The sequence below is a fragment of the Streptomyces sp. SD15 genome (assembly GCF_054462255.1).
Genome location: NZ_JBTLMO010000037.1, coordinates 25,250 through 51,347, shown reverse-complemented (window position 1 = coordinate 51,347; position 26,098 = coordinate 25,250). Strand labels below are relative to the sequence as shown.

Sequence of the window (26,098 nt, the reverse complement as noted above, 5' to 3'; positions counted from 1 at the left end):
GACCGGCGGCGGTCCACCGATCCCGTTCACCCGAAAGGGAGAAGCGCAGCTCAGGCGATACGTTCCAGCACGACCGGCGTGGCCGTGAAGTCCGTGCCCGCCGCCGCGATGTCGTACGAGCCGTCCACCGACTCGAGGGCGTACTCGAAGCGCTCCGGGGTGTCCGTGTGGAGGGTCAGGAGGGGCTGGCCCGCGGTGACGGTGTCGCCCGGCTTGGCGTGCAGTTCGACGCCCGCGGCGGCCTGCACCGGGTCCTCCTTGCGGGCGCGTCCGGCACCCAGGCGCCAGGCGGCGATGCCGATGTCGTACGCGTCGAGGCGGGTCAGGACACCGGAGGACGGGGCCGTCACCACATGCTGCTCGCGGGACGTGGGCAGCTCGGCGTCCGGGTCGCCGCCCTGGGCCGCGATCATGCGGCGCCAGACGTCCATCGCGGAACCGTCGGCGAGCGCCTTCGCCGGGTCGGCGTCCTTCACGCCCGCCGCGTCCAGCATCTCGCGGGCCAGGGCGATGGTGAGGTCGACGACGTCGGCCGGGCCACCGCCCGCCAGGACCTCCACCGACTCGCGGACCTCCAGGGCGTTGCCCGCCGTCAGGCCCAGCGGCGTCGACATGTCGGTCAGGAGCGCGACCGTCTTGACGCCGTGGTCGGTGCCGAGGCCGACCATCGTGGAGGCGAGTTCACGGGCGTCCTCGATGGTCTTCATGAAGGCGCCGGTGCCGACCTTCACGTCCAGGACCAGCGAGCCGGTGCCCTCGGCGATCTTCTTGGACATGATGGAGGAAGCGATGAGAGGGATCGCCTCCACCGTTCCCGTCACGTCGCGCAGCGCGTACAGCTTCTTGTCCGCGGGAGCCAGGCCGTCGCCCGCCGCGCAGATCACCGCGCCGGTGGTGTCGAGGACGTGCAGCATCTCCTCGTTCGACAGCAGCGCGCGCCAGCCGGGGATCGACTCCAGCTTGTCGAGCGTGCCGCCGGTGTGGCCGAGGCCGCGCCCGGACAGCTGTGGGACCGCCGCGCCACACGCCGCCACCAAGGGCGCGAGCGGAAGCGTGATCTTGTCGCCGACGCCGCCCGTGGAGTGCTTGTCGGCGGTCGGGCGGGACAGCGAGGAGAACTCCATACGCTCGCCCGAGGCGATCATCGCGGCGGTCCAGCGGGCGATCTCACGACGGTTCATGCCGTTGAGCAGGATCGCCATGTTGAGGGCGGCCATCTGGTAGTCGGCGACCTCGCCGCGGGTGTACGCGTCGATGACCCAGTCGATCTGCGCGTCGCTGAGCTCACCGCGGTCCCGCTTGGTGCGGATGACGGAGACGGCGTCCATGGCCATGGCTTTCCTTCCGAAGGCTTCCGAAAATGCGCGGCCCCTCCGAGCCGATCGACACTCGACGCTCGTCAGTCGTCAGTCGTCGGTCGTCGGTCGTCAGTCGTAAGGAGGGGCCGCACGGGAGTTACTGGGTCAGATGCTCCGGCCCGAAGGCCTGCGGCAGCATCTCGGAGAGCGGCAGGATTCCGGCCGGGGTCTCCAGGAGCAGTTCGGGCCCGCCGAACTCGAACAGCAGCTGACGGCAGCGCCCGCACGGCACGAGGATCTCGCCCCGCCCGTCGACGCAGGTGAAGTGCGTCAGCCTGCCGCCCCCGGTGTTCTGCAACTGGGAGACCAGACCGCACTCGGCGCACAGCCCGAGCCCGTACGAGGCGTTCTCGACGTTGCAGCCGGAGACGGTCCGGCCGTCGTCGACGAGCGCCGCGACACCGACGGGGTAGCCCGAGTACGGGGCGTACGCACGGGACATGGCGTCCCGCGCGAGCTCCCGCAGGGCGTCCCAGTCGACGGCGTCGCGGCCCTCGTCGGCGGAGGTCACTTGCCCTGCCCCTTCCGGTACGGCAGACCGTCCGCCTTGGGCATCCGCAGACGCTGGGCGGACAGGGAGAGGACGAGCAGCGTGATGACGTACGGGGTGGCGGAGACGACCTGGTTGGGGACCTCGTTGGTGAGGGCGTACCAGAGGAACACCAGCACGCCGATGACCAGGGTGATCACGGCGGGCACGTACTTCTTCCGGATCACCAGCCAGACCGCGCCGATGACCAGCAGGATGGCGCCGAGCAGCAGCAGCGCGTGGACGTTCTCGGAGCCACCGCGCAGGTTGAGGCTGTCGGTGTAGCCGAACAGACCGGCGCCGATGGCGAGCCCGCCCGGCATCCAGTTGCCGAAGATCATCGCGGCGAGACCGATGTAGCCGCGACCGCTGGTCTGGCCCTCCAGGTAGAAGGGGTTGGCGACGATGGAGAGGAAGACGCCGCCGAGGCCGGCCAGACCGCCGGAGATGATCACGGCCAGGTACTTGTACTTGTAGACGTTGACGCCGAGCGACTCGGCCGCGACCGGGTTCTCACCACAGGACCGCAGCCGCAGGCCGAACGCGGTGCGCCACAGGATCCACCAGGTGGCGGGGATCAGTGCCACGGCGATGAGGGTCAGCCAGGAGACGTTGGTGACCAGGCCGCCGAGCAGTCCCGCGATGTCCGAGAGGAAGAACCAGCCCTTGGAATTGAGGGTGGTGAGCCAGTCGGACAGTCCTGGCACCGTGAAGTGGCCGAGCGAGTCGACCGGCGGGGACTGCTTGGCCGAGCCGCCCTGGACGCCTTCGAAGGCGAGCGGCGCGAGGTAGCGGGTGGCGCCGAGCGCGAGGATGTTGATGGCCACACCGGAGACGATGTGGTTGACGTTGAAGGTGACGGTGACGATCGCGTGCAGCAGACCGCCGATACAGCCGCCGATGATGCCGATGAGGACGCCGGTCCACGGGCCCCACTGGTAGCCGGCCCAGGCGCCGAACCAGGTGCCGAGGATCATCATGCCTTCGAGGCCGATGTTGACGACGCCCGCGCGTTCGGCCCACAGACCGCCGAGACCGGCCAGGCCGATCGGGACGGCCAGCTGGAGCGCGGTGGACATCTGGCTGACGTTGGTGATGCCGTCGGCGCCGGTGATGATGCGGACGAGGGAGGTCAGCGCCAGACCGCCGGCGATGACCAGCAGAAGGACGGGGAGCGTCAGCCGGCGGCCGCCGGGTGCCGCGGATCGCAGTTTGGGCTGCTTGACGTCGGTTGCGGTGGTCATCGGCCCGCCACCTCCTTCTCGGTGTTGTTGTCAGAGGAGGCGCCGAGGACGTGGCCGGCGGCCAGCTCCGCGCCGACGCGGCGCTGCTGGCGGCGCAGACCCCACTCGCGTACGGCCTCGTACGAGACGACGACCGCGATCACGATCAGGCCCTGCATGATGACCGCGATCTCTTTGTCGTAGCCCTGGTAGTCGAGGTCCTGGGACGCCTTGTCGAGCCAGGCCCACAGCAGGGCCGCGAAGGCGATGCCCGTGGGGCTGTTGCGGCCGAGCAGGGCGATGCCGATGCCCAGGAAGCCGATGCCGGTCGGGAAGTTCAGGTTGTACGTGTGCGAGTCGCCGAGCAGGATCGGCAGGCCCGCGAGGCCGGCCAGACCGCCGGAGACCAGCATGGCGGTGAGCACCATGCGCTTGGGGTTCACACCGCTGGCCGCGGCGGCGGTCTCCGAGGCGCCCGAGGCGCGCAGGTCGAAGCCGAAGCGGGTGCGGTTGAGGACGACCCAGTAGCCGATGCCGAGCAGCGCCGCGAGGACGACGAGGCCGTAGATCTCGCCGGCCTCACCCATGTCGAAGCCGGGCACCCAGCCGGACTCGTGCATCTCGCCGGTGGTGTTGTTGTTGCCGACCTTGACGCCGAAGACGTCGGGCAGCCACAGGTAGGCGATGAGGGAGGTCGCGATCGCGTTCAGCATGATCGTCGCGACGACCTCGCTGACGCCGCGGGTGACCTTGAGGACACCGGCGATGCCGGCCCAGAACGCGCCGGTGAGGACCGCGGTCAGGATCAGCAGCGGGACCTGGAGGACCGCCGGCAGCGCGGCATGGGCGCCGACGACCGCGGCCATCATGGCGGCGAGCTGGTACTGCCCGTCCACACCGATGTTGAACAGGTTCATCCGGAAGCCGATGGCCACCGCGAGCGCCGCGATGTAGTACATCGAGGCCTGGTTGATGATCAGGACCTGGATGTCGGAGAACGTGGCCTGCTCGAACATGATCGTGTACGGCTCGATCGGGTTCTTGCCCGAGGCGATCAGCACGACCGAGGTCAGCGCCACGGCCACGACGAGCGCGATGACCGGCCCGGCCACCGCGAGGAGCAGGCGCTCCTTGTCGAACTTCTTCATCAGCGGGCCTCGTCTTCCGGGGCATCCGGGGCGTCGGGGGTTTCGGATTGTTCTTCGAGCTCCACCTGTTCGGCGAGCTCTTCGTTCTCCAGGTGTCCGGTGGCGGCGCCGGTCATGGCCGAGCCGAGCTCCTCCGGGGTGATGGTGGCGGGGTCTGCGTCCGCGACCAACTTGCCGTTGTAGATCACCCGCAGGGTGTCGGACAGCCCGATCAGCTCGTCCAGGTCGGCGGAGATCAGCAGGACGGCGAGACCCTCGCGGCGGGCCTCACGGATCTGGTCCCAGATCTGGGCCTGTGCGCCGACGTCCACACCGCGGGTGGGGTGGGCGGCGATCAGGAAGCGCGGCTTGTGGCTCATCTCCCGGCCGACGATCAGCTTCTGCTGGTTGCCGCCGGACAGGGAGGCCGCGGTGACGTCGATGCCGGGGGTGCGGACGTCGTACTCCTTGACGATCCGCTTGGTGTCCTCCTGGGCGCCCTTGATGTCGATCCAGATGCCCTTCGCGTTGGGCTTCTCGGTGACGTGGCCGAGGATGCGGTTCTCCCAGAGGGGGGCCTCCAGGAGCAGGCCGTGGCGGTGGCGGTCCTCGGGGATGTAGCCGATGCCGCCCTCGCGGCGCTTGCGGGTGGACCAGGCGGTGATGTCCTCACCGAGGAAGGAGACGGAGCCCAAGGCGGCGCGCTTGAGGCCGATCAGCGCGTCGATGAGCTCGGTCTGGCCGTTGCCCTCGACGCCGGCGATGCCCATGACCTCGCCCGCGTGGATGGTGAAGGTGACGTCGTCGAGGACGCGCCGCACCGCGGCGGCGGTCTCGGCCGTGTCCTCCGTGACCAGGCCGCTGTCCGCCGTCGGCTCGGCGAGCTCGCCGAGGGAGGCGTGGCCGCTGGCGAAGGCCGTGAGGCGCTTGACCTCGATGACCGGCTTGTCGGTGACGGTGGACTCGGCGGTCTCCGGGGTGGGCAGCTCGCTGCCCACCATCAGCTCGGCGAGCTGACGCGGGGTGGTCTCGGACGGAACGGCCGTGCCGACCGTCGTACCGCGTCGGATGACCGTGATGTCGTCGGCGACCGACAGGACCTCGCCCAGCTTGTGCGAGATGAAGATGACCGACAGACCCTCGGCCTTCAGCTCGCGCAGGTTGTCGAAGAGCGCGTCGACCTCCTGCGGCACGAGTACGGCGGTGGGCTCGTCCAGGATCAGGATGCGGGCGCCGCGGTAGAGGACCTTGAGGATCTCCACACGCTGCCGTTCGGCGACGCCGAGGTCCTCGACCAGGACGTCGGGGCGCACGCCGAGACCGTAACGCTGGGAGATCTCCATGATCTTGCGGCGGGCCTTGGCGCCGATGCCGTACAGCTTCTCGCTGCCCAGGACGACGTTCTCCAGGACGGTGAGGTTGTCGGCGAGCATGAAGTGCTGGTGGACCATGCCGATGCCGCGTGCGATGGCGTCGGCGGGCGACGAGAAGGTGATCTGCTCGCCGCCGACGGCGATGGTGCCCTCGTCCGGCTTCTGCATGCCGTAGAGAATCTTCATCAGCGTCGACTTGCCGGCACCGTTCTCGCCGACGAGGGCGTGGACGGTGCCCTGGCGGACGCTGAGGTGGATGTCGTGGTTGGCCACGACGCCGGGGAATCGCTTGGTGATCCCGGCGAGTTCGACTGCGGTCACCTGACCGTTGACCGCGCCGGCCGGAGGGCTGCTGGACGCGTTGATGGCGCACTCTCCTGAAGGGAAAGGGGGTCGTCTACGCGCGTAGCGCCCCTACGGCAACATAAGGGGCGACGCGCCGCGAGAACGGGATACGGAGAGCCAGGCTCCCCGCATCCCGTTGAGCGGACGTAACCCCGCGGTTACTAAGCGGCTCCGGGGAAGAGCGGGCGGCCCCGAAGGACCCACCTGAACTTCCCCGGAGCCGCTCAGCGGTCCTGAGGTCTTGCTCGTCAGCTGGACTTGACCTTGATCTCGCCGCTGATGATCTTTTCCTTGGCCGCCGCGACGGCTTCCTGGACAGCGGTGTTGCTCTTGAACTCAGGGTTGGAGTCGGCGAGGCCGACCTCACCGGACTTCAGGTCGCCCCGAACGATACCGGTCTCGGGATTGCCGTCCTCGACCGACTTCGCAAGGCTGTAGACCGCCTTGGCGACGTCCTTGGTCGCGGAGGTCAGGATGGAGTCCTTGTACGCGCTCAGCGCTTCCTGCTGGTACTGGTCGGAGTCGACGCCGATCGCCCACACCTTGTTGGCGGAGGCGGCCTCGATGACACCCTGACCGGACAGACCGGCCGCCGCGTAGACGACGTCGGCCTTCTTCTCGATCTGGCCCTCGGCGGCCGTCTTGCCCTTGTCCGGGCTGGAGAAGCCACCCTCCTCGGCGGTCTGCGTCAGGTACTGCGACAGAACCTTGACCTTGGGGTTCGTGTCCTTGACGCCCTGCTCGAAGCCCGCCCCGAACTTGTGGATCAGCGGAACGTCCACACCGCCCACGAAGCCGACCGTGTTCGTCTTGGTGGCCTTGGCCGCGGCGACACCGGCGAGGTACGAGGCCTCCTCCTCGGAGAAGACGAGGTCCGCGACGTTCGCCGACTCGACCGTGGAGTCGTCGACGATGCCGAAGGTGGTGTCGGGGTACTTCTCCGCGGCCTCCTTGATGGCCGGCCCGTAGGCGTAGCCGATGCCGATGACCGGGTTGTAGCCCTTCTTGGCCAGCGAGACCAGGCGTTGCGTCTTGTCCGCGTCCGTCTCGCCGTCCGTGGGCTCCACGTCTTCGGTCTCGTAACCGAACTCCGTCTTCGCCTTCTCCAGACCCGCGTACGCCGCGTCGTTGAAGGACTGGTCGCCCTTGCCGCCGATGTCGTACGCGATGGCGAGACCCAGGTCCGCCTTCGAGTCCGACGAGCCGGCGGAGGTCGAGGTGCCGCCACAGGCGGACAGAACGAGGGCGAAAGACGCGGTCGCGGCGCCTGCGAGCGCGATGCGGGGAACCCGGCGCATGTGTTGTGCTCCTGTCGTACAAGCGCCTGACGGTACGATTTCGGCGCTGGCTTCGCCGCAGATTAACGCGCGTAGACCAACTAGAAAACCCCTTCTGTCCACCTTGTTATGCGGCTGTGCCCGACGACACGCGTCCGCCGGACAAAGGCTTGCCGACCGCAAAGATCCGGTGGCTGTGGGTGACCCTGCCCAGGGGGCACGAAAGCGGCAGGGCGCGCGAGCGGGCGGGCACGAAAGCTGCCGGACACGAGAGCGGGCGGGCACCTTGGGTACCCGCCCGCTCCGCGTGACTGCGTGGTGACTGCGTTCGCCGCTCGACTACTCGGTCTTGACCTTGATCGTGCCGTCGATGATGGACGCCTTGGCCTTGGCCACGGCGTCGGCGAGGCCGGAGATCTCCGCCATCTTCGGGTTGCTGTCGGCGAGACCGACGCCGTCCACCTTCAGGTCGAAGGTCTGCGTACCGGTCAGCGGCTTGCCGTCCTTGACGGACTTGGCGAGCGAGTACACGGCGCCACCGACGTCCTTGAGCGCGGAGGTCAGGATGTAGTCCTTGTGCGCGGCCAGCGCCTCCTGCTGGTACTGGTCGGAGTCGACACCGATCGCCCAGACCTTCGCCTTGGCGGCGGCCTCGATCACACCCTGGCCCGACAGGCCGGCGGCCTGGTAGACGACGTCGGCCTTCTTCTCGATCTGGCCCTCGGCGGCGGCCTTGCCCTTGTCCGGGCTGGAGAAGCCACCCTCCTCGGCGGTCTGCGTCAGGTACTGCGAGATGACCTTGACCTTGGAGTTGGTGTCCTCGACACCCTGCTTGTAGCCCGCCTCGAACTTGTGGATGAGCGGAATGTCCACACCGCCCACGAAGCCGACCGTGTTGGTCTTGGTGGCCTTGGCGGCGGCGACACCGGCGAGGTACGAGGCCTCCTGCTCGGCGAAGACCAGGGACGCCACGTTGTCGCCCTCGACCACCGAGTCCACGATGCCGAAGGTGGTGTCCGGGTACTTGCTGGCGACCGCCTCCAGCGCGGGGCCGTAGGCGAACCCGATGCCGATGACCGGGTTGTAGCCCTGCTTGGCCAGCGAGGAGAGACGCAGCTCCTTGTCGGCGTCGGTCTCACCGTCGGTGGGCTCGATGTCTTCGGTGTCGTAACCGAACTCCGTCTTCGCCTTCTCCAGGCCCGCGTACGCCGCGTCGTTGAAGGACTGGTCGCCCTTGCCGCCGATGTCGTACGCGATGGCGAGACCCTTGCCTGCGCTGCTCGCGCTGCTGCTGTCGTCGCCCGCCTCGTCGCTGGTGCCGCCGCAGGCCGTGGCCGCGAGTGCAAGCGACGCGACCCCCACCGCGACGCGTGTCAGTCTGGATATCCGACGCATCTGAAGGTTCCCCATTCTCCAAAGCCCCGCAGTGGGTGCTGAGTTCGGCGCACATTAACGCGCGTAGACAGTTCAGGGAACGGGGTTTCGCCTGGCCGTTATCCATTCGTGCCGATGGCCGGTTACGTCCCTGTGAACCATGGGACCGAAAGGCGCATGTGCGGACAGAACACTTGCCGCGGCGGTGACGATCCGTGTGCGAAGGGCGCGGTATACGTGACGGGGTGAGCGGTGGCGAGTGTCCCGCCCGCCGCCCGCCCGTCCGGCCCTCACACGTCGGCGTCGAGCAGGGCCGCCGCGGTGAAGAGTTCCACGCCCACCGTGATCGCCGACTCGTCCGCGTCGAAATCGCCCTGGTGCAGGTCGCGGGGAACGCGCTCGCCGGGCGTGCGCACACCGAGCCGGGCCATCGCGCCGGGCACATGCTCCAGGTACCAGGAGAAGTCCTCGCCGCCCAGGCTCTGCTCGGTGTCCTCGATGGAGTGCGCCCCGCGCCGGGCGGTCATGGCGTCGCGCAGCAGGTCGGTGACGGCCGGGTCGTTGACGACCGGCGGGACGCCCCGGATGTAGTTGATCTCGGACTTCGCCCGGTACAGGTTCGCGATCTCGTCGATGGCCGCGTGCACGAGGTCGGGCGCGGCCCGCCAGGCCGCGAGGTCCAGGCAGCGCACGGTCCCGGAGAGCTCGGCGTGGTTCGGGATCACGTTGCAGGTGTGCCCGGATTCGATGCGCCCCCAGGTCACGGCCAGCCCACTGCGCGCGTCGGTGCGGCGGGCGACCAGTGCGGGGACGTCGATGGCGACGCGGGCGGCGGCGGTGACGAGGTCGGTGGTGAGGTGGGGGCGGGCGGTGTGGCCGCCGGCGCCGTCGAGTGCGACTTCGAGCCGGTCGCATGCGGAGGTGATGGCGCCGTACCGCAAGCCGATGCGCCCCGCGTCGACCTTCGGGTCGCAGTGCACGCCGATGATCCGTCCGACGCCCTCGAGGACGCCCGACTCGATCGCGTCGGAGGCGCCGCCGGGCAGTACCTCCTCCGCGGGCTGGAAGATCAGCCGCACAGGGCGCGGCAGTCGGCCCTGCCGGTGCAGTTCGGCGAGCACGAGCCCGGCGCCGAGCACGACGGTCGTATGCACGTCGTGCCCACACGCGTGGGCACGGTCGGGCACGGTCGAGCGGTACGCGCAGTCACTCTTCGTGTCCGGGATGGGCAGGGCGTCGATGTCGGCGCGCAGAGCGAGCATGCGGCGGCCGCCGACCCACTCACGGCCGCCTCGCGCGCCGCCGTCTCGCGTGTCACTGTCCCGCGCGTCGCTGTCCCGCGCGCCGTCGGCCCACTCGCTGCCGTCGAGCCCGATGTCGCACATGAGCCCCGTCCCGGTGTCGAGCACCCGCGGCTTGAGGCCCGCCTGCTCGAGGCGCGCCTTGAGCGCCGCGGTGGTGCGGAACTCCTGGTTGCCGAGCTCCGGGTACATGTGCAAGTCGCGCCGGAATGCGATGAGTTCGCCGCGCAGCGACTCGGGCAGCGTGCCGGGGAGCGGCGCTTCCCCGGGGAGGTCGGCCTCAGGCTCTCGGGACATCAATTGGTTCACCCTTTGAAGGGTAGGGCGACGGGTCGGCCGACTGACCCACGATCAACAAAAGTTCAGCCCGTTAGGGGAAGATAATCTGGCCGCGCGACGCATAGCTGTCGGTGGAGATGGGTACACTCGCCTGTCTTTCCTGGCGATTAGATCTTGGTCCGGCCGCGGTCAACCCCTGGTCCGGGCTGTCGGGCGGCGCTCGATCCCATCCGCCGGGGCTGCCCGCGGATTCCCACCGGGAAGCGCTCGGGGTGTCCGAGCCCGTTCCCGTACTCCACGGTCCCACAGATCACACGAGATCATGCGTACCGATCCGAGGACACCACCCTCGGTCGACCACCGCTCCAGACGCCGGCGGGCGCGGGCTACGCCGAAGTCACCCCCGACAGCCGGTGTACGTCCCGGGCCGTTCCCGTGACACCGGACAGGAATCCCTGTGCCCTCGGCGAGGCGTTCTCCGTCAGCCAGCTGGGGTCGATGTCGCAGACGGCGACACGGACCTCGGTTCCGGCCAGGGCCAACGGCAGCGTGTGCACGACCGTCGACGGGAAGCTCAGGATCGTGCGGCCGATGGGGCCACGGCGGGCGATCAGTTCGAGGGGGAGGTCGGGGCGGACGATCTCCAGCCCCGTTTCCACGGCCAGGCGGTGGAGCTTGTCGGTGGCCTCGCGGCGGTGGGCGAAGTAGCGGGTCGCGCCGTGGGTCTTGGCGAGTGCTTGGACCGCCTCCAGGTAGCGGTCCGCGTCGACCACTCCCGTCTCGACGAGGGACGTGCCGACCAGGTCCGCGCCCTTGGTGAGGCGCGGTGGGCCGAAGCGGGCCCGGGTCCAGGAGAAGTCGTTGGCGGTGATACGGACGCCGTCCGGTGCCGATTCGATGGGCATGGAGGAGAAGACCTGGACCGTACGGGACCGGGTCGGGGTGAGACGGCGGCGGGCCGAGGCCGAGACCGGGGCGAAGAGCACGTCGCGGGGTCCGGGTCGACCGCCGCGCCGGTGCCAGCGCACCAGGCGTTCACCCTGGGCGAGTTGGGCGACGAACTCCATCGTCGCCGTGCCGTCGTCGACGACGACCAGGTCGCGGGCGCGGGTGATGGTCAGAAGGAGCTGTACATAGCGGGAGAAGGGGTCTCCCATCACGATGCGGTGAGCCTTGCGCAGCAGCGGGGCGAGGCCGCCGATCGTGTGGAAGGGCGCCGTGGTGCCGCCGCGCGCCTCCTCCCAGCGGACCTCGTAGCCCTCGTCGCGGGCCAGTTCGGCCATCCGGCGCAGTTGGCCGCGGGTCATCGGGTCGATGGGAGAGAGGACGACAAGGGTGAGCCCCGCGCCGGTCGCCTTGGCACTCCCGGTGCCCGGCGGTCCGGCGGCCGCTGCCGCCGGGCCCGCGTCGGGCGCGGGAGCACTGTCCTGCTCGGGCTGGTGGGCATGGACGTGTGCCCACTCCAGCACGTTCAGGAGTTGTACCGGACTCTCGACGAAGGCGAGAGTGTGGGGGCCGGTGGAACCGGCGCGGGGGCTCATCGGCGTTTGACCGTCCCGTGTCGACGTATGACCGATTCGTAAGGTGTTCAGACCGCTGTTCAGACCGAGAGCGGTTCGCCGGCGGCCGCGGCGATCTCCGCCTCCGCGACGACGCCGGTGACGCGGCGCAGCTTCTTCATCGGGCCGAGCTCGGACTCGTAGACCTTCTTGACGCCGTCACCGAGGGAGGCCTCGATGGTGCGGATGTCGCGGACGAGGCGCGTGAGGCCCTGCGGCTCGACGGAGGCGGCCTGGTCCGAGCCCCACATGGCGCGGTCGAGGGTGATGTGACGCTCGACGAAGGTGGCGCCGAGGGCGACCGCGGCGAGCGTGGTCTGCAGGCCCGTCTCGTGGCCGGAGTAGCCGATCGGGACGTTCGGGTACTCGGCCTGGAGGGTGTTGATGACGCGGAGGTTGAGCTCCTCCGCCTGCGCCGGGTACGTCGACGTGGCGTGGCACATCAGGATGTTGTCGCTGCCGAGGACCTCGACCGCGTGGCGGATCTGCTTCGGGGTCGACATGCCGGTGGAGAGGATGACCGTACGGCCGGTGGCGCGCAGGGCGCGCAGCAGCTCGTCGTCGGTCAGCGACGCGGAGGCGACCTTGTGGGCCGGGACGTCGAACTTCTCGAGGAAGGCGACGGCCTCGGTGTCCCACGGGGAGGCGAACCAGTCGATGTTCTTGCTCTTGGCGTACTCGTCGATCTGGCGGTACTCGTCCTCACCGAACTCCACGCGGTGGCGGTAGTCGATGTAGGTCATGCGGCCCCAGGGGGTGTCGCGCTCGATGTCCCACTGGTCGCGCGGGGTGCAGATCTCCGGGGTGCGCTTCTGGAACTTGACGGCGTCGCAGCCGGCCTCGGCGGCCGCGTCGATCAGCTTGAAGGCGTTCTCGAGCTCGCCGTTGTGGTTGATGCCGATCTCGCCGACGACGTAGACCGGGTGGCCGGGGCCGGCGGTCTTCGAACCGAAGGTGCGCAGACGGGAGTTGGTGCTCATGGTGGAACGTTCCTTACTTGTCGAGGGAGTCGAGAGAGGGGCCGAGGATCCAGCTGGCGATCTCTCGGATCGCGCCGTCGCCACCGGGGAGGGTGGTGACCGCGCGTGCGGAGCCGCGCACGACGTCGTGGGCGCTCGCGACCGCCACCGGCCAGCCGACGAGGGCGAAGCACGGGAGGTCGTTGACGTCGTTGCCGACGTAGAGCACGCGCTCAGGCGCGATGCCCTGCTCCTCGCACCACTGCTTCAGTGCGAGGTCTTTCCGGTCGATGCCGTGCAGCACCGGGAGCTTGAGCTTCCGGGCGCGGGCGGCCACCACCGGGTTCTGCTCCGTGGACAGGATCAGCATCTTCAGGCCGCTGTTGCGCAGGGCCGCGATGCCGAGGCCGTCTCCGCGGTGCACGGAGACGAACTCCTTTCCGTCGGAGTCGATCAGCACCCTGTCGTCGGTCTGGGTGCCGTCGAAGTCGAGGACGACCGCGTCGATGTCGTCGGCGGTCGGGAGGGCGCCGGGCCGGTCCGCGTCGAAGAGCGGCGCGAGGGCCCGGGCGCGGGCGAGGTCGTGAGGGTCGTCGATCTCCAGCACCCGGGCCGGGTCGGTGCGCACCGGCTCCGTACGGCCGAAGAAGCGGTGCTGGTGCTCGCGGAAGCCCGCCGCGTCCATCGCGTAGGCGGCGCCGGTCTCCAGGAGGTCCTGGGGGCGGTCCTGGCGGCGCGGGCGGAAGGACTTGTCGTGGTTGACGCCGTAGCCGCCCGCCGTGACGCCGGCGTTGGCGGCGGCGACCGCTTCGCCCACGGCCGCGGTGGCCTGGGCGTCCACGACCGCCGGGGCGTCGGCCGCGTCCCGCCAGATGAAGCCGTGGAAGGGCGCCACGGCCACCGCGGTGTCGGCGCCGTTCTCGACGACCGCGGCGGCGACCGCGTCGATGTCCTCGCGGACGATGAACGGGCTGGTGCACTGCACGAGCAGGACCACGTCGACCGGCGCGCCGTGCAGGGCCTCGTGGGCGCTCATGGCGTGCAGGACGGCGGCCTCGGAGGTGGCGGTGTCACCGGCGATGGCGGCGGGCCGCAGCACGACCTCGGCGCCGGCCTGGCGGGCGGCGGCCGCGATGGCCTGGTCGTCGGTGGACACCACGACGTCCGTCACCAGCCGGGAGGCGCGGCACTCGCGCACGGCGCGCACCACCAGCGGGACGCCGCCGACGGGCGCGAGGTTCTTCGCGGGCACGCCCTTGGAGCCGCCGCGCGCGGGGATCACCGCGAGCACCCGGCGCACCGAAGCGCCTTGGCCCGCTTCCGGGTTGGACATGTTCTGGGCTCCTTGCGAGGGATTCGGGGCGTTCACAGCTCCCCCATCCGCCGGATCACGGGGGCCACGCGCTGCACGCCGTGGCGGTAGGCGCCGCGGGCCGCGCGGCGCACGATCTGGCGCACCGGGCCCGGCTCCTTGTCGGCGGCGGGCGCTCCGGGCAGCGGAATGCCGTCCGGGGCGAGGTGGTGGCGGGCGAGGATGCCGGGCAGATAGCCCGGGGCGGTGACGGTCGTGTAGTACGGGGTGAGGGGCGGCATCCCCCCGGACCGGGCCAGCAGCTTGGTGATCCGCTCCCGCGCCGCGTCGAAGGCGGTCTCGTACGCCCCGTCCGCCGCGACTCCCTGCCGGGCCACCCACTCCGCGTCGGGCGCCGGCCGGTGGCCCGCGTCGAGCTGGTCCCAGGAGGCGAGGCAGCCGGAGCCCACGAAGTGGTGGTTGCCGAGCACCTCGCGCACGCCCAGGTCGGTCAGGACGACCGTGGGGATACGGCGGTGCAGCGCCTCCAGCGCGGCCGTCGAGCTGACGGTCACCAGCAGGTCGGTGCGGTCGAGCACCTCACCCATGTGGCCGTACACGAGCCGGAAGTTGTCCGGCACGTCCTTGCCCTGCACCAGTTTCTGGTACGGCGATTCCTCGATGTGCGTGGTGTGCTCGCCCGGCTTGGAGCGGAGCTTCAGCAGCACCTCGCGCTCGGGGTGCTTGCGTGCGTGCTGGATCAGCCGGTTCAGCAGGTACGTACGGTCCTTGCGGCTCTCGGGGACCGAGGGCTGCACGGCGAAGACGACCGTGTACGGGTCGTTCTCGCCGGAGTAGGGCTTGCCGCCGAGGAACGGCAGCGCCACCTCGGTGACCGCCGAGGCATCGGCGCCGACCCCCTCGTACACGGCGCGGAAACGGTCGGCGTCCTGGCGCGAGTTGGCGAGGACGAGGTCCGCGCCGTGCCGCAGCAGCAGGCCGTCGGCGAGCTTCTCGTAGACGACACCGACATAGCCGGTGACGACGACGGGACGCTTCTCCAGACCCTCCCAGACCCGGCCGAGGCCGTGCAGCATCGCCTGGACGCCGCCGCCGACGAGGGCGAGGACGACGATGTCGTACGACTCCTGCTCCATGGCGCGCAGGAACTCGACGGCCGTGACCTCCCGCAGGGAGTCGGTGCGCACGCCCACTTCCGCCAGTTGGCGGGCCGTGGGTGTGGACCGTCCGCGCAGCAGGAACCCATCCAGGGCCGGGGCCGTGGGGGCAACTTGCGTGTCGCCCCGCGGTCCGGCTTCGATGGACGGGCCCGGAGCGATCCGGGCCGCGGTCAGGGCACCCCATTTCCAGCGGGTGTCCGAGTCCGCGAGTACCGCGATCCGCGGGAGCTTCGTTGTACTTAGTGGCACGACACAGACGCTAGGAAGCAATTTCTAGTTGTGGCCCAACCGCATCTCAACGGAAAGTTAACAGAACATCACCGGAAGCCGAACTGGCTCGTCAAAGCCTAGAAAGTACACGGGATGCACCGTTCCGACACATCGAGTTCACCCTCCGTACAGCCATCGGCAAGTTCCGCTGCGGGGCCGCCTCTTAGGGTTTCGCAGGTGCCAAAGATTTCCGTGATCGTGCCGTTCTACAACGTGCAGCAATACGCCCCGGACAACATCAGAAGTCTTCGCCTGAACGCGCGGCGCGACATCGAATTCGTCCTGGTGGACGATTATTCAAAAGATGAAACGCCCGCCATTCTCGAACGCGCGGCCGACGAACTGTCGGATGTCGCTCAGGTGCGTTACATCCGTCGCGAGGAGAACGGCGGGCTCGCCACCGCGCGCAATACCGGCCTCGACGCGGCGACGGGCGAGTATCTGACCTTCCTCGACGGCGACGACTGGCTCGCTCCGGGGTACATCGGTGAGCTGGTGGCGGCCATCGATGAGCTGGGCTGCGACTTCATCCGCACCGACCATGTGCAGGCCACCGCCCGCGCCCGTTCCGTGCACCGGGCCCCGCACGGACGGCGCAACGAGGTGATGAACCCGCGCGAGGCGATCCTGCCCGCCGACCGCACGACCTCGGTGGACTACGCCTACGCCTGGGCCGGCGCCTACCACCGCCGGCTGCTCGACCGGGGTCTGCTGCACTTCACCGACGGCCTGCGCACGGCCGAGGACCGGCCGTGGATCTGGAAGCTGCACCGCGAGGCGGAGTCGTTCGCCGTGGTGAACCTGCTCGGCGTCTTCTACCGGCGTGGAGTCGCCTCCTCCCTCACGCAGATCGGCGACGTCCGCCAGCTCGACTTCATCCGCGCCTTCGACCAGGTCGTCGAGGAGACCGCCAAGGACGCCGACGCCGACCGGCTGCTGCCGAAGGCGGTACGGACGTACTGCGCGATCATCGCCCACCACCTCTCGGAGATCGACAAGTTCGAGCCGGACGTGGCCAAGCGGCTGCGGGTGATGAGCTCGGCGGCCATAAAGCGCATGCCGCAGGACGCACTCGGCGACGTACTCGACACCATGGACCTGACCCGTGCCTCCAAGCTGCGGCGGCTGCGGCGCCGGGTCACCACAGCGAAGGCGGCCGCCTGATGCCTCGTACCACCCAGATCTTCTGCGCCTCCACGCTGTACGGCGCCGCCACCCTGGCCGCCGCCCTCGAGTCCGACTGCTTCGCCGAGGCGGACCGCCGTCTGCTGCTGGTGTTCAACAACTCCGCGACGCCCGAGACCACGCCCGCCGTCGACGAGATGCCGGGCTTCGCGACGCTGCGCGAGCACTTCGACGGGGTGCTGTCCTTCAACGAGGCCATCCACCCCTTCCACCCGGGGGCCTGGGCCCCGCGCCCCGACGACCTCCCCCTGTTCGAGCGCTATCTGCGGCTGCTGTGGGATCTGGGCGACGACCGGGTGGAGCTGGTCATGGAGTCCATCCAGGTCAGCCCGGCGCTGACGCTGGCCCAGATGTTCCTCGGGGCTCCCATCGACGTCTACGCCGACGGGCTGATGAGCTACGGCCCCACCCGCAACAAGATCGACCCGCTGGTCGGCACGCGCGTGCGGCGGCTGCTGCACCTGGACCTGGTGCCCGGTCTGACGCCGATGCTGCTGACCGAGTTCGACGCGCCCGCAGAAGTGGTCCCGACGGACGCGTTCCTGAAGGTGCTGAGCCGGCTGGGCGGCACCGTCGCGGAGTTGCCGGCCCTGCCCGACAACGCGGCGCTGCTCCTCGGCCAGTATCTGTCCGCGCTGAACATCCTCTCCGCCCAGGAGGAGGAGGACCTGCATCTGCGGATGCTGCGGGGGGCGGTCGCCCGCGGGCACCGTTCCATCGTCTTCAAGCCGCACCCGACCGCGCCGGCCCGCTACAGCCGCGCCCTGGAGACCGAGGCCGCCCAACTCGGCGTGGACTTCACCCTCCTGGACACACCGGTGCTCGCCGAGGTGCTGTACGAGAAGGCCCCGCCCGCACTGGTGGTCGGCTGCTTCTCGACCGCGCTGTTCACGGCCTCCGTCTTCTACGAGCTGCCGGTCGCCCGTATCGGCACCGAGCCGCTGCTGGAGCGGCTGTCGCCGTACCAGAACAGCAACCGCGTCCCCGTCGTCCTGGCCGACGCGCTGCTGCCGGACCTGGACACCAAGAAGAAGCGCGACACCCTCGCCGCGGACACGCTGACCAATCTGATCACCACGGTCGGCTTCACCCAGCAGCCGCAGATCTACTGGGCCCTGCGCCCGGCCGCGGAGCGCTATCTCTCCGACTACTACGGCCCGCGCATCCAGCGCTACTTCAAGCGCAAGCGGCTCACCTCGCTCGGACTGCCCGGCGGCATCCCGGAGCGGCTGGCCTTCCTGCCCCGCAACGCCACGGCGCGACGGGTGGTGCGGCAGGCGCGTGCGCTCCGCAAGGCGGTACGCCGCTGAGCGCGAGCGCCGGAGAGCGGCGCACCGGCCCCTGAGCGGGTGGATCCCTCATCGATCCACCCGCTCTTGCCGTACGCGCCCACTCTTGCCGTACGCCCACTCTTGCCGTACGCCCGCGACCCCGCCACGGCTGCCCGATTTGCCCGGATCCGGCGAAGCCCAGGTGAACAACCGGGAACAGGTGATGAAACACCGGCACGTCGTCGAGTTGATCCGCTGATTCCCTGGTGGGACGGCTTTCACGCCGCCTAGGATCGCGCATTCAGGTCAGCAGAGGAATAAACCAACCGACTCCGTGAGGCACTCATGACGAACCTCGGCCGGCTCTATCCCCTCATCGACGACGTCGAGTTGCCGGATACGATCCCGTACTCCCAAGTGAGCAGCTGGGAGTTGCGGTTCCTGTATCTCCTGGGACGCCATCACCTCGCGGGCAAGGACCGGCTGGTGGAGCTGGGCTCCGGCGGCGGCGGCTCCACCTACGCCCTCGCCCTCGGCCTGCGCGACAGCCCTGTCTTCGACGAGCGCACGGGCAAGCTGCACGCGTACGACTTCTTCCACGTGGGCAAGGGCACGTTCGCCACCGAGAAGTTCTTCACCTCCGGCGCCAAGCCCGAGGGCGACAACTCGTTCCTGAACGACTTCCGCGGCAGGCTCGAGCCGTTCCTGCCGTTCCTGGAGATCCACGCCGGCGACCTCTGGCAGACCTCCGACCCCGACGACCACACCCCCGTCGAGTTCCTGCACATCGACATAGCCAAGACGGCCCGGGTGTTCCGCTGTGTCTCCGAGCGCTTCCTGACCCGGCTGCGGCCCGGCTCGGTCGTCCTGCACCAGGACTTCGCGGGCCCCCGGCTGCCCTGGCTGCACTACAGCACGGGCGCCCTGTTGCCGTACATCGAGATCGCCGGGCCGCCGATACGCTCCACGCTCGCCTTCGAGGTGATCAAGCCCATTCCCGACGACGTGCTGAAGGCCATCTCGGAGGACAGCTTCACCTTCGACGAGAAGCTCGCGCTGATCTCGGCCGTCCAGGAGCGCATCGACCGCGACCACACCGGCGGGATCCCCTTCAAGTCCGTACTGGAACTGGCCAAGGCGTACGTCGCGCACTACGACGGCCGGCACAAGCAGGCCTGGTCGATCGCCAAGCCGCTCACCTCGGACGAATACCTCAGCCGCACCCGCGCCGACCACTTCGAGCAGCTCAGAAAGGCCGCCGTGCAGGAGCGGAAGGCCGCCCCTGGCCGCCGTTCCCCGGTGGCGAGGATCAAGCGGCTGGTCAGGAAGGCCGTACGCCGGTGAAGCGCGGACGCTGACCAGGCGGGGCACATCTGGGCCACCGGCGACCTCGGCGAGGCCTGTCCACGGCCGCCGGGGTGGGCCCAGATGCGCCCATCACCCGCGGTAGTACGACGCCACGGCCGGCTGGCCTGTGTAGTTGGGGCCGGCGTGCGGGTCGGCGCCGAGGTAGGTGAAGGGCAGGGTGATGGAGCGACCGCCTCGCAGGCTGAGGCGATGGTGACGGGCCGAGTAGGCGAAGCCGGCGGCGCGAAGTGCCGCCAGGACCGGGCGGGAGGCGTCCCCTCCGTCGGGACGCCGCAGCGTCGCGGGGTCGAGATGGGCGACCAGCAGGCCGGTGCTGGTGAGCCAGGAGGCGGCCCGTTCCAGCAGGGCGAGTCGGTCGCCGATGTAGTGCAGCCCGTGGACGCAGGTGATCAGGTCGTAGCGGCGCGCCGGGGACCATCGGCCGAGGTCGGCGGTGATGAGTTCGAGGCCGTCGGGCAGCGCGGCCCGCAGCAGCGGGCCGACCAGGTCGACGCCGGTGATCACGGCCTGCGGGAGCCGCTGCGCCGCCGCGCGCAGGGCGAGCCCTTCTCCGCTGCACAGGTCCAGCCAGGACGGGGCGGGGCCGTGGCCGCTCAGGAACTCGGCGGGGGCGAAGCCGAGTTCGCGGGTATTGCTGTTGACGCCGGTCAGGACCCGCTCTCGGTTCATGGTGCTGTTGGCCACCACGGAATGGCCGGCCAGCTCGTCGTCCTTGATCAACCGGGGCGGCGGTTGGGCCGTTGTCGGCGAAGCACCGTCGTTCATCGCTCCATTGTGCGGGACTGTGCGGGGACGCCATCCTCCCGAGCCTGCCGGTGCGACCACCGGCGAGCAACGCACCTGCCCCCGCGGCCGGGTTGGCCGCGGGGGCGTTGTCGACGAGCGGGTCCGCTGTGGATCAGCCGCGCAGGATCGTGCGCAGCTCCGCGGCGTTCGCCTCGGTGGCCTTCCACAGTTCCTGCTGACGGCCGTGCACGTCGGCGACGGTCGCGGCGTGGTCGGCCAGCAGGCCCTGCGCGCGCTCCACGAGTACCGCGGCGAGGTTGCGGTCGTGCACGGACACGCCCCATTCGGGCCGCTCGATGTCGCGCAGGAAGTACGCCATCTTCGGGTGCGAGATGAGACTGATGATGGGCGTACCGCAGCCGAACGGGATCATGCCGGCGTGCCCGCGCATGCCGATCACCAGCTTGGTGCGGGCGTACAGGTCGCGGATCTCGTCGTTCTCGAAGTCGTACATCGGGATGACGGGCATCGAGATGCCGTGCTCGCGGCGCAGGTCGAAGGCCATCTTCTCGTCGTCGAGCGAGTGGGCCACGCACTGGACTTCGGCCAGCTTGCCCAGGCCGCGCACCGCTTCCGCCATCTGCGCCAGGAAGTAGGCGTAGTCGTGGCCGAAGCGCAGACCGGCGCGGTCGTAGGCCGCGTTGATCAGGATGGTGTCGTCGCGCCCGGCCGGGTCCTGCCAGCCGTCGACCAGCTGGCGCGTGACCGTGGTGGGGCAGGGCTGGAAGCGCACCTTGTCGTGCAGGTGCGCGGGCAGCATGGCCCGCACCTTCTCGATCGAGCCGTGGTTGCGCAGCCCGAAGAAGGCGGACTTCTCGACGAGCAGCCGCAGTGAATCCCGGAACCGGTTGGCGCGGTAGGACTGGCCGTCGAAGGCGTTGAAGCCCACGGCGAAGACCGCGATCGGCACGTCGATGCGGTTCAGCAGGTCGTCGGGGACGTTCCACTGCCAGGCGCTGTTGCCGTTGGGCATGGTGTCCGGGATGAACAGGCCGCCGCCGCCGATGACCAGGCCGCGGCGGGCGTTGACACGCTCCAGGGCGGCCTCGTCGAACAGCCGGTGGGCGTGCACCGAGTGCCAGCGGCGGGCGGTGGTGTCCGGATCGAAGGCGAGGCGGACGCTCTCCGGCAGCAGCTTGTCGCCCGCGTTGCCCTGACGGTCCATGAAGAACGCGACGTGCGCGAGCTGGTCCTCGGGGCTGCTCTGCTGCTGGGTCGGCATGCCGATGGTGCGCTGCTGCCAGAGGCGGCTGGCGCGGTGCGTGGGGTCGACGCCGAGACCGGCCATCGCGTACTTCTGCGCGGTGGCGTCCTCGTTGTGGACCCAGGAGATCTGGGCGAGCCGGGCGAAGGCGGTGGCGGCACGGTTGGGCGCGGAGGTGGCCAGCAGCAACTGGGCCTTGGCCTCCTCGTAGCGGGAGACGCTCATCAGGGCGTGCCCGTAGACCTCGTGCGGCCAGGCCTCGTCGACCGGGATGTGCACCCGCTCCATGATGTCGACGGCGGCCTGGTAGTCACCGGCGCCGATGTGCGCGAGGGCGACCTTGCGGGCGGTGTCGACGTCGCCGGTGCGCTCCAGGTGCGGGGTGCCGTAGTGCACGATCAGGTCGTGGTGCAGGCCCCCGGAGCGGGTGAGGTAGGTGGCGTGCAGTTCGGCGTCGTCGATGTCGAACTCGGCCCAGCGCTCCTGCGCCTGGCTGTATCCGGCCTCGCCGCCCTGCCAGGGCTTGTGCCGGCCGGTGAAGTGCAGGATGGCCGTGTCCTCGGGCACCGGGAGGTCCCCGGACAGCCGGCGCTTGACGAAGTTGTAGCGCGGGTCGAGGCGGACGAAGTCGCCGTCGAGCACGGCGTTCAGGATGCCCTGGTCGTGCTTGTCCAGCTCGTAGCTGCCGGCCCGGCCGACCTCGTCGATCTTCGCGCAGAACTCGTCGGTCAGGTATTCCTTCTGGATGACCAGCAGACCGCTGTTGAGCTTGTGCTGGCCGTAGAAGAACTGCGGTACGGCCGCGAGCCCCTCGCGCAGCGAGAGCAGCTCGGACAGCGAGCTGAGGACCACCATGTCGGTGTCCAGGGTGATGATGGTGTCGTAGTCCCGGATGCGGAACACGTCGAGGATGAAGTACGCCTTGCGGACCAGGTAGTTGTCCTGGTCGCCCTTGGCGAACGTGTCGTAGTGGTCGGCGTCGACGCGGCGCAGCTCGATGCGCGGGTGCAGTGCGCGGATGCGGGCCACGGAGGACGGGCGCAGATCGTCGTGCAGGACGATGAAGTCCTCGCACACGCCCGGGTTGGACAGCGCGAGCGAGCGCAGCAGGGCGAGGAACCCGGGCAGGTAGTTCTCGTCGACGAAGCTCGCGAAGGCGATGCGGCGCTTGCCGGTGAGATCACGGGCGGAGTTCTGGTCGGCGGCCGGTGTCGCGAGGCCGGTCGCGGCGGCGTTGCCCGCGGCGACGGAACCGGAGGCGGAACCGGGGGCGGGTATGTGGGTCGCGGTCATCGCAGGGAGATCCTCATGCCGGAGACGCTCTGGGCCCGTTCCATGACCCACGCCTTCTCGCTGGTGTATTCGTGCACGGACGTGATGGGCATCTTCATGGCGGCGTCGATGCGGTACGCGCCGCTCTCGTAGAAGTCGAAGCCGATCAGGTCGAGGGTGGGGCTGACGTCGAGGAAGTCGAGCATCCAGAGCATGTTGAAGCCACTGGTGGGAATCGCGGGCCACTTGTCGGCGCCCAGCCTGCCGATGTTGCGCAGCGGCCAGCGCAGCGACTCGTCACCCAGGTACTTCTGGGCGCCCGGCACCAGCCGGTTGCGCAGGGAGTACTTCCAGTCGCCGGATATCCCGCCGAAGACGAGCCGGGTGGTCACCGGCTTTTCCCAGTTGAACCCGTGCTTGTGGATGGACACGTGGATGTCCGTCCGCTTGCCGGTGTGGGCGGCGTCGATGCGGTACGAGTTGAAGCGCACGACCAGGTCGTACGAGTCGATCTCGGAGCCCATCGAACTCTCGCCGACCTTGCCGGAGTTGGCGATGAGGCAGATGGACTTCCCGGCGATCTGGTTGCGGAACTCGCCGAGGCTGAGCCACTGGGTACCGCCGAAGAGCGGGTCCTCCAGGGGGCCGCGCATCCGGCTGCGGCGCTGCTCGGCGAAGAGCCCCAGGATCTGGGTCAGTTCGGGGGTGGGCCGGAGGTTGACCCCGGTGCGCAGGTCGACGTACTGGCTGAGCGCTTCCTGGAAGTCCTGCTCGGGGGCTTCCGTGCGGTCCATGGCGACGAGCGCGCCGACCAGGCGGGCCTGCGCGCCGTCCCAGTCACCGTCGGCGTGCGCCTGGAGGCCCTCGGCCCATACGTCGGTCGCGGGCCGCGAGCTGAACTGCGCGGCGGTCGGGACGTCGCGCTCCAGCAGCGCGAGCAGCTCCGCGCGCCGCTCCTGCGCGTGACGGATCCCCGCGACCTTGGCGCGGACACCGAATCCGTCCTCCGTGGTCAGGCCCACGTAGCGCTCATAGGCGTCGACCGCGGCGGCCGGGCGGCCCATGGCCTCCAGCAGCCGGCCGCGCAGCCGCCAGCCGGCCCGGGAGTTCTTGCGCTGGGTCAGGACGGTGTCGCTGATGAGCAGGGCGAGGTTCAGCTCGTCGTCGTAGCGGCATTCCAGCGCCTTGTTGGCGACGGCGAGGAGCGCGTCGAGCAGTTCGTTGCTCAGGCTGCTGCCGACCGCTCCCTTGGTGCCGCGCCTCAGCAGGCTGCTCGCCGCGGTCGGCGCGGGCTGCTGGTCGGCGGCCCAGAGCGCGAGCATCCGCCGCAGCTGCTCGGCCAGCTGCACGCGCTTGGAGTCGAGGCTTCCCACGAGCTTGCCGCTGTGCGCGGCGCATGCGCGCAGGCATTCGTCCAGCTCGGCGGGGGTGGCCTCGGCGGTCGGCGGGCCGGCGTCCGTCGGCGGCGATGTCAGGCCCCCTGGCCGGGAACGAGACCATCTGCTGCGAACCGTCGTCATGGTGCTCCTGCTCTGGGTCTGGCGAAGTCGGTGAAGCTGCGTCAAGGCGCGAGTGGGTTGGAGCACAGTAAGAAGTCAATACGACGTGAAGGTGAACCCCTTGCGGCCGGAGGGCAAATCGTGGCTTCGATGAACAGAAGTCGTCGATTAGCGTCCTAGAGTTGTCGCAAACATCCGCTTTTTCCGTCTTCATCATATTCGACCAGGTGTGCGCGAACAGAGCCCGTGGCGCACTACGGGGGTACCGGCGTGACCGAAACGATCGTGAGGACACCAAAACCGCATCCCACCGTGACCGCCCCCAGGGAGGGGCGGGGCACCTCGGCCGTGAAGGCCCCCGGAGGCCGGCTGCGCGCGCTGGACGGGCTGCGGCTGGTGGCCGCGCTGATGGTGGCGGCCTATCACTACGGCGGCCGGGGCGGCGAGGTCACCCGAGCCTGGGGATCCTCACCCAAGGACCAGTTCCCCACGCTGCACTCGTGGTTCGCCTACGGCTGCCTCGGCGTCCAGATCTTCTTCGTGATCAGCGGCTTCGTCATCTGCATGAGCGGCTGGGGCCGACCGCTCGGGTCGTTCTTCGCGTCCCGCGCCTCCCGTCTGCTCCCCGCGTACTGGGTGGCGGTCGTGCTGGTGACGGCCGTGTTCGCGCTACCGGGCGTGGCGTACAAGACGGTGTCCTTCAGCGAAGCGCTGGTGAACCTGACGATGCTTCAGCAGCCGCTGGGCGCCGACCGGGTGCTCGGCGTGTGCTGGACGCTGTGGGTGGAGGTCCGCTTCTACGCGCTGTTCGCGCTGTGCGTCGTACTGCCGGGGGCGAACCGTCGGCGCGTGGTGCTGTTCTGCACGGCGTGGACACTCGCGGCTGCCCTCGCGCACGCCGCCCACGAGCCGTTCCTCAGCCAGGCCCTGATGCCCGAGCACGCGCCGTACTTCATCGGCGGCATGGGCATCTACCTCCTGCACCTCGACCGACGGGACGTCACCGCGTGGGGCATCGTCGCGGTGAGCTGGCTGACCGGCCAGCACTACGCGGTGACCGGTCTCTCGAGCGACTACCACCCCCAGCCGTTCTCCTACCGCTCGGCCGCCGTCATCATCCTGATCGTGACGCTCGGCTTCGCCGCGGTCCTCGCCGTCGCGCTGGGCCGGCTGCGCCGGGCCGACTGGCCGTGGCTCACCGTCGCAGGCACCCTGACGTACCCCTTCTACCTGGTCCACGAACACCTGGGCTGGGTCGTGACCGGGCTCTACCACCGGGACTTCGGCCTCCCGTCCTGGGCGACCTTCGGCGCGACCATGGCGACGATGCTGCTCCTCGCGTGGCTGCTCAACCGCTACGTGGAGAAGTGGTCCACGCCGCTGCTGCGCCGGTCGCTGGCCGCCCCGTACCGCGCCCCGACGCCCGAGATCAGCAGCGCCAGCCCCTCTTCGAAGTGCCGGTCGTAGTCCTCGAAGAGCTCCGCTCCCGCCGCCGCCGTCAGCGGGAATTCGGCCATCAGACGGGCGCGTTCCTCGATGTCGTAGCCCTCGCGGCGTTCGTCCGGGAGGGGCTGGACGCCCTGTTCCTCGGTGACGAAGCCAAGGGTGTACAGGTATGTGGTGGTGCTCGCGCGGACCGCCTGGGCCAGGGTGAAACCGGCCTGGGTGAAGGCGCGCAGGGCGGCCTCCATCTGGACGGCGTGCTCGGTGCCGGTGAAGCGTGAGCCACTGAAGACCTTCGCGCCGTCGCGGTAACGCAGCAGCGCGGCGCGCAGTCCTCGGCCGGCCGCCAGGAGGTGCTCCTGCCAGGTCGCGTCGGCGGGCATCGGCGCGCTCTCGGTCATCCGGCGGTACATCTCCGTCGCCATCTCGTCGAGCAGCGCCTGCTTGTCCTTGAAATGCCAGTACAGGGCGGGCGCCTTGACGTCCAGCTCCTTGGCGATGGCGCGCAGGGTCAGGCCGTCCAGGCCCACGTCGTTCAGCAGGCGCAGGGCCGTGTCCGCTACCCGCTTGCGGTCGAGGGGCGCTCGTCGTTCCGTGCTCACACTTGACAATTTAACAGCGTTA

General features: G+C 69.6%; 20 protein-coding genes. 4 read left to right on the top strand and 16 right to left on the bottom strand.

The window, feature by feature from the left end; all coding sequences use genetic code 11:
- Nucleotides 1–50: 50 nt before the first annotated feature.
- From ACX28W_RS30565 to ACX28W_RS30510, 12 genes are all read right to left on the bottom strand, one after another.
- On the bottom strand, nucleotides 51–1,334 hold the full coding sequence (locus ACX28W_RS30565; RefSeq protein ID WP_459003009.1) for a thymidine phosphorylase: 1,284 nt from the start codon (nucleotides 1,332–1,334) through the stop codon (nucleotides 51–53).
- Between the two features lie 121 nt (nucleotides 1,335–1,455).
- The gene (locus ACX28W_RS30560) at nucleotides 1,456–1,869 is read right to left on the bottom strand and encodes a cytidine deaminase (protein ID WP_459003008.1); all 414 of its coding nucleotides are present in this window, start codon (nucleotides 1,867–1,869) and stop codon (nucleotides 1,456–1,458) included.
- Nucleotides 1,866–3,131: an ABC transporter permease gene (locus ACX28W_RS30555; protein WP_459003007.1), complete on the bottom strand. Its 1,266-nt coding sequence runs from the start codon at nucleotides 3,129–3,131 to the stop codon at nucleotides 1,866–1,868. The genes ACX28W_RS30560 and ACX28W_RS30555 overlap by 4 nt, the downstream gene beginning before the upstream one ends.
- Nucleotides 3,128–4,258, bottom strand: a complete 1,131-nt coding sequence (locus ACX28W_RS30550) for an ABC transporter permease (RefSeq protein ID WP_459003006.1) — start codon at nucleotides 4,256–4,258, stop codon at nucleotides 3,128–3,130. The genes ACX28W_RS30555 and ACX28W_RS30550 overlap by 4 nt, the downstream gene beginning before the upstream one ends.
- Nucleotides 4,258–5,931, bottom strand: a complete 1,674-nt coding sequence (locus ACX28W_RS30545) for an ABC transporter ATP-binding protein (protein ID WP_459003005.1) — start codon at nucleotides 5,929–5,931, stop codon at nucleotides 4,258–4,260. The genes ACX28W_RS30550 and ACX28W_RS30545 overlap by 1 nt, the downstream gene beginning before the upstream one ends.
- Before the next feature lie 272 nt (nucleotides 5,932–6,203).
- Nucleotides 6,204–7,253 (bottom strand): BMP family lipoprotein, encoded by a 1,050-nt coding sequence (locus ACX28W_RS30540; RefSeq protein ID WP_459003004.1) that lies wholly within the window; start codon nucleotides 7,251–7,253, stop codon nucleotides 6,204–6,206.
- 318 nt (nucleotides 7,254–7,571) lie between these two features.
- Nucleotides 7,572–8,627, bottom strand: coding sequence for a BMP family lipoprotein (locus ACX28W_RS30535; protein ID WP_459003003.1), 1,056 nt, complete (start codon nucleotides 8,625–8,627; stop codon nucleotides 7,572–7,574).
- A gap of 269 nt (nucleotides 8,628–8,896) precedes the next feature.
- Complete coding sequence (locus tag ACX28W_RS30530) at nucleotides 8,897–10,204, bottom strand: amidohydrolase (protein WP_459003002.1); 1,308 nt, start codon at nucleotides 10,202–10,204, stop codon at nucleotides 8,897–8,899.
- Between the two features lie 368 nt (nucleotides 10,205–10,572).
- Entirely contained in the window at nucleotides 10,573–11,727 is a 1,155-nt protein-coding gene (locus ACX28W_RS30525; protein ID WP_459003001.1) for a hypothetical protein, read from the bottom strand.
- A 59-nt stretch (nucleotides 11,728–11,786) separates the two neighbouring features.
- Nucleotides 11,787–12,725 carry an N-acetylneuraminate synthase family protein gene (locus tag ACX28W_RS30520; RefSeq protein ID WP_459003000.1) on the bottom strand — a complete coding sequence of 313 codons (939 nt, stop codon included), beginning with the start codon at nucleotides 12,723–12,725 and terminating at the stop codon, nucleotides 11,787–11,789.
- 13 nt (nucleotides 12,726–12,738) lie between these two features.
- Nucleotides 12,739–14,037, bottom strand: coding sequence for a cytidylyltransferase domain-containing protein (locus ACX28W_RS30515; RefSeq protein WP_459002999.1), 1,299 nt, complete (start codon nucleotides 14,035–14,037; stop codon nucleotides 12,739–12,741).
- A gap of 32 nt (nucleotides 14,038–14,069) precedes the next feature.
- Nucleotides 14,070–15,425, bottom strand: a complete 1,356-nt coding sequence (locus tag ACX28W_RS30510; RefSeq protein WP_459002998.1) for a DUF6716 putative glycosyltransferase — start codon at nucleotides 15,423–15,425, stop codon at nucleotides 14,070–14,072.
- 198 nt (nucleotides 15,426–15,623) lie between these two features.
- Between ACX28W_RS30510 and ACX28W_RS30505 the strand changes: the two genes are divergently transcribed.
- The 3 genes from ACX28W_RS30505 (at nucleotide 15,624) to ACX28W_RS30495 (ending at nucleotide 19,246) form a co-directional block, all read left to right on the top strand.
- A complete protein-coding gene (locus ACX28W_RS30505) occupies nucleotides 15,624–16,610 on the top strand; it encodes a glycosyltransferase family 2 protein (protein WP_459002997.1) in 987 nt (328 codons plus the stop codon).
- Nucleotides 16,610–17,941, top strand: coding sequence for an alpha-2,8-polysialyltransferase family protein (locus tag ACX28W_RS30500; protein ID WP_459002996.1), 1,332 nt, complete (start codon nucleotides 16,610–16,612; stop codon nucleotides 17,939–17,941). Before ACX28W_RS30505 ends, ACX28W_RS30500 begins: the two co-directional genes overlap by 1 nt.
- Nucleotides 17,942–18,247: 306 nt before the next feature.
- Complete coding sequence (locus ACX28W_RS30495; RefSeq protein ID WP_459002995.1) at nucleotides 18,248–19,246, top strand: class I SAM-dependent methyltransferase; 999 nt, start codon at nucleotides 18,248–18,250, stop codon at nucleotides 19,244–19,246.
- A gap of 93 nt (nucleotides 19,247–19,339) precedes the next feature.
- Here ACX28W_RS30495 and ACX28W_RS30490 read toward each other — a convergent pair whose 3' ends face one another.
- The 3 genes from ACX28W_RS30490 to ACX28W_RS30480 form a co-directional block, all read right to left on the bottom strand.
- Nucleotides 19,340–20,035, bottom strand: a complete 696-nt coding sequence (locus ACX28W_RS30490) for a class I SAM-dependent methyltransferase (RefSeq protein ID WP_459002994.1) — start codon at nucleotides 20,033–20,035, stop codon at nucleotides 19,340–19,342.
- A 133-nt stretch (nucleotides 20,036–20,168) separates the two neighbouring features.
- Entirely contained in the window at nucleotides 20,169–22,553 is a 2,385-nt protein-coding gene (locus ACX28W_RS30485; protein ID WP_459002993.1) for a glycosyltransferase, read from the bottom strand.
- Nucleotides 22,550–24,052: a glycosyltransferase family 29 protein gene (locus ACX28W_RS30480; protein ID WP_459002992.1), complete on the bottom strand. Its 1,503-nt coding sequence runs from the start codon at nucleotides 24,050–24,052 to the stop codon at nucleotides 22,550–22,552. Before ACX28W_RS30480 ends, ACX28W_RS30485 begins: the two co-directional genes overlap by 4 nt.
- A 249-nt stretch (nucleotides 24,053–24,301) precedes the next feature.
- On the opposite strand from ACX28W_RS30480, the gene ACX28W_RS30475 reads away from it, so the two are divergent.
- Nucleotides 24,302–25,498 carry an acyltransferase family protein gene (locus ACX28W_RS30475; protein WP_459002991.1) on the top strand — a complete coding sequence of 399 codons (1,197 nt, stop codon included), beginning with the start codon at nucleotides 24,302–24,304 and terminating at the stop codon, nucleotides 25,496–25,498.
- Here ACX28W_RS30475 and ACX28W_RS30470 read toward each other — a convergent pair.
- Nucleotides 25,387–26,076: a TetR/AcrR family transcriptional regulator C-terminal domain-containing protein gene (locus tag ACX28W_RS30470; RefSeq protein ID WP_459002990.1), complete on the bottom strand. Its 690-nt coding sequence runs from the start codon at nucleotides 26,074–26,076 to the stop codon at nucleotides 25,387–25,389. The two genes, ACX28W_RS30475 and ACX28W_RS30470, sit on opposite strands and share 112 nt — an antisense overlap.
- Between the last annotated feature and the right edge of the window lie 22 nt (nucleotides 26,077–26,098).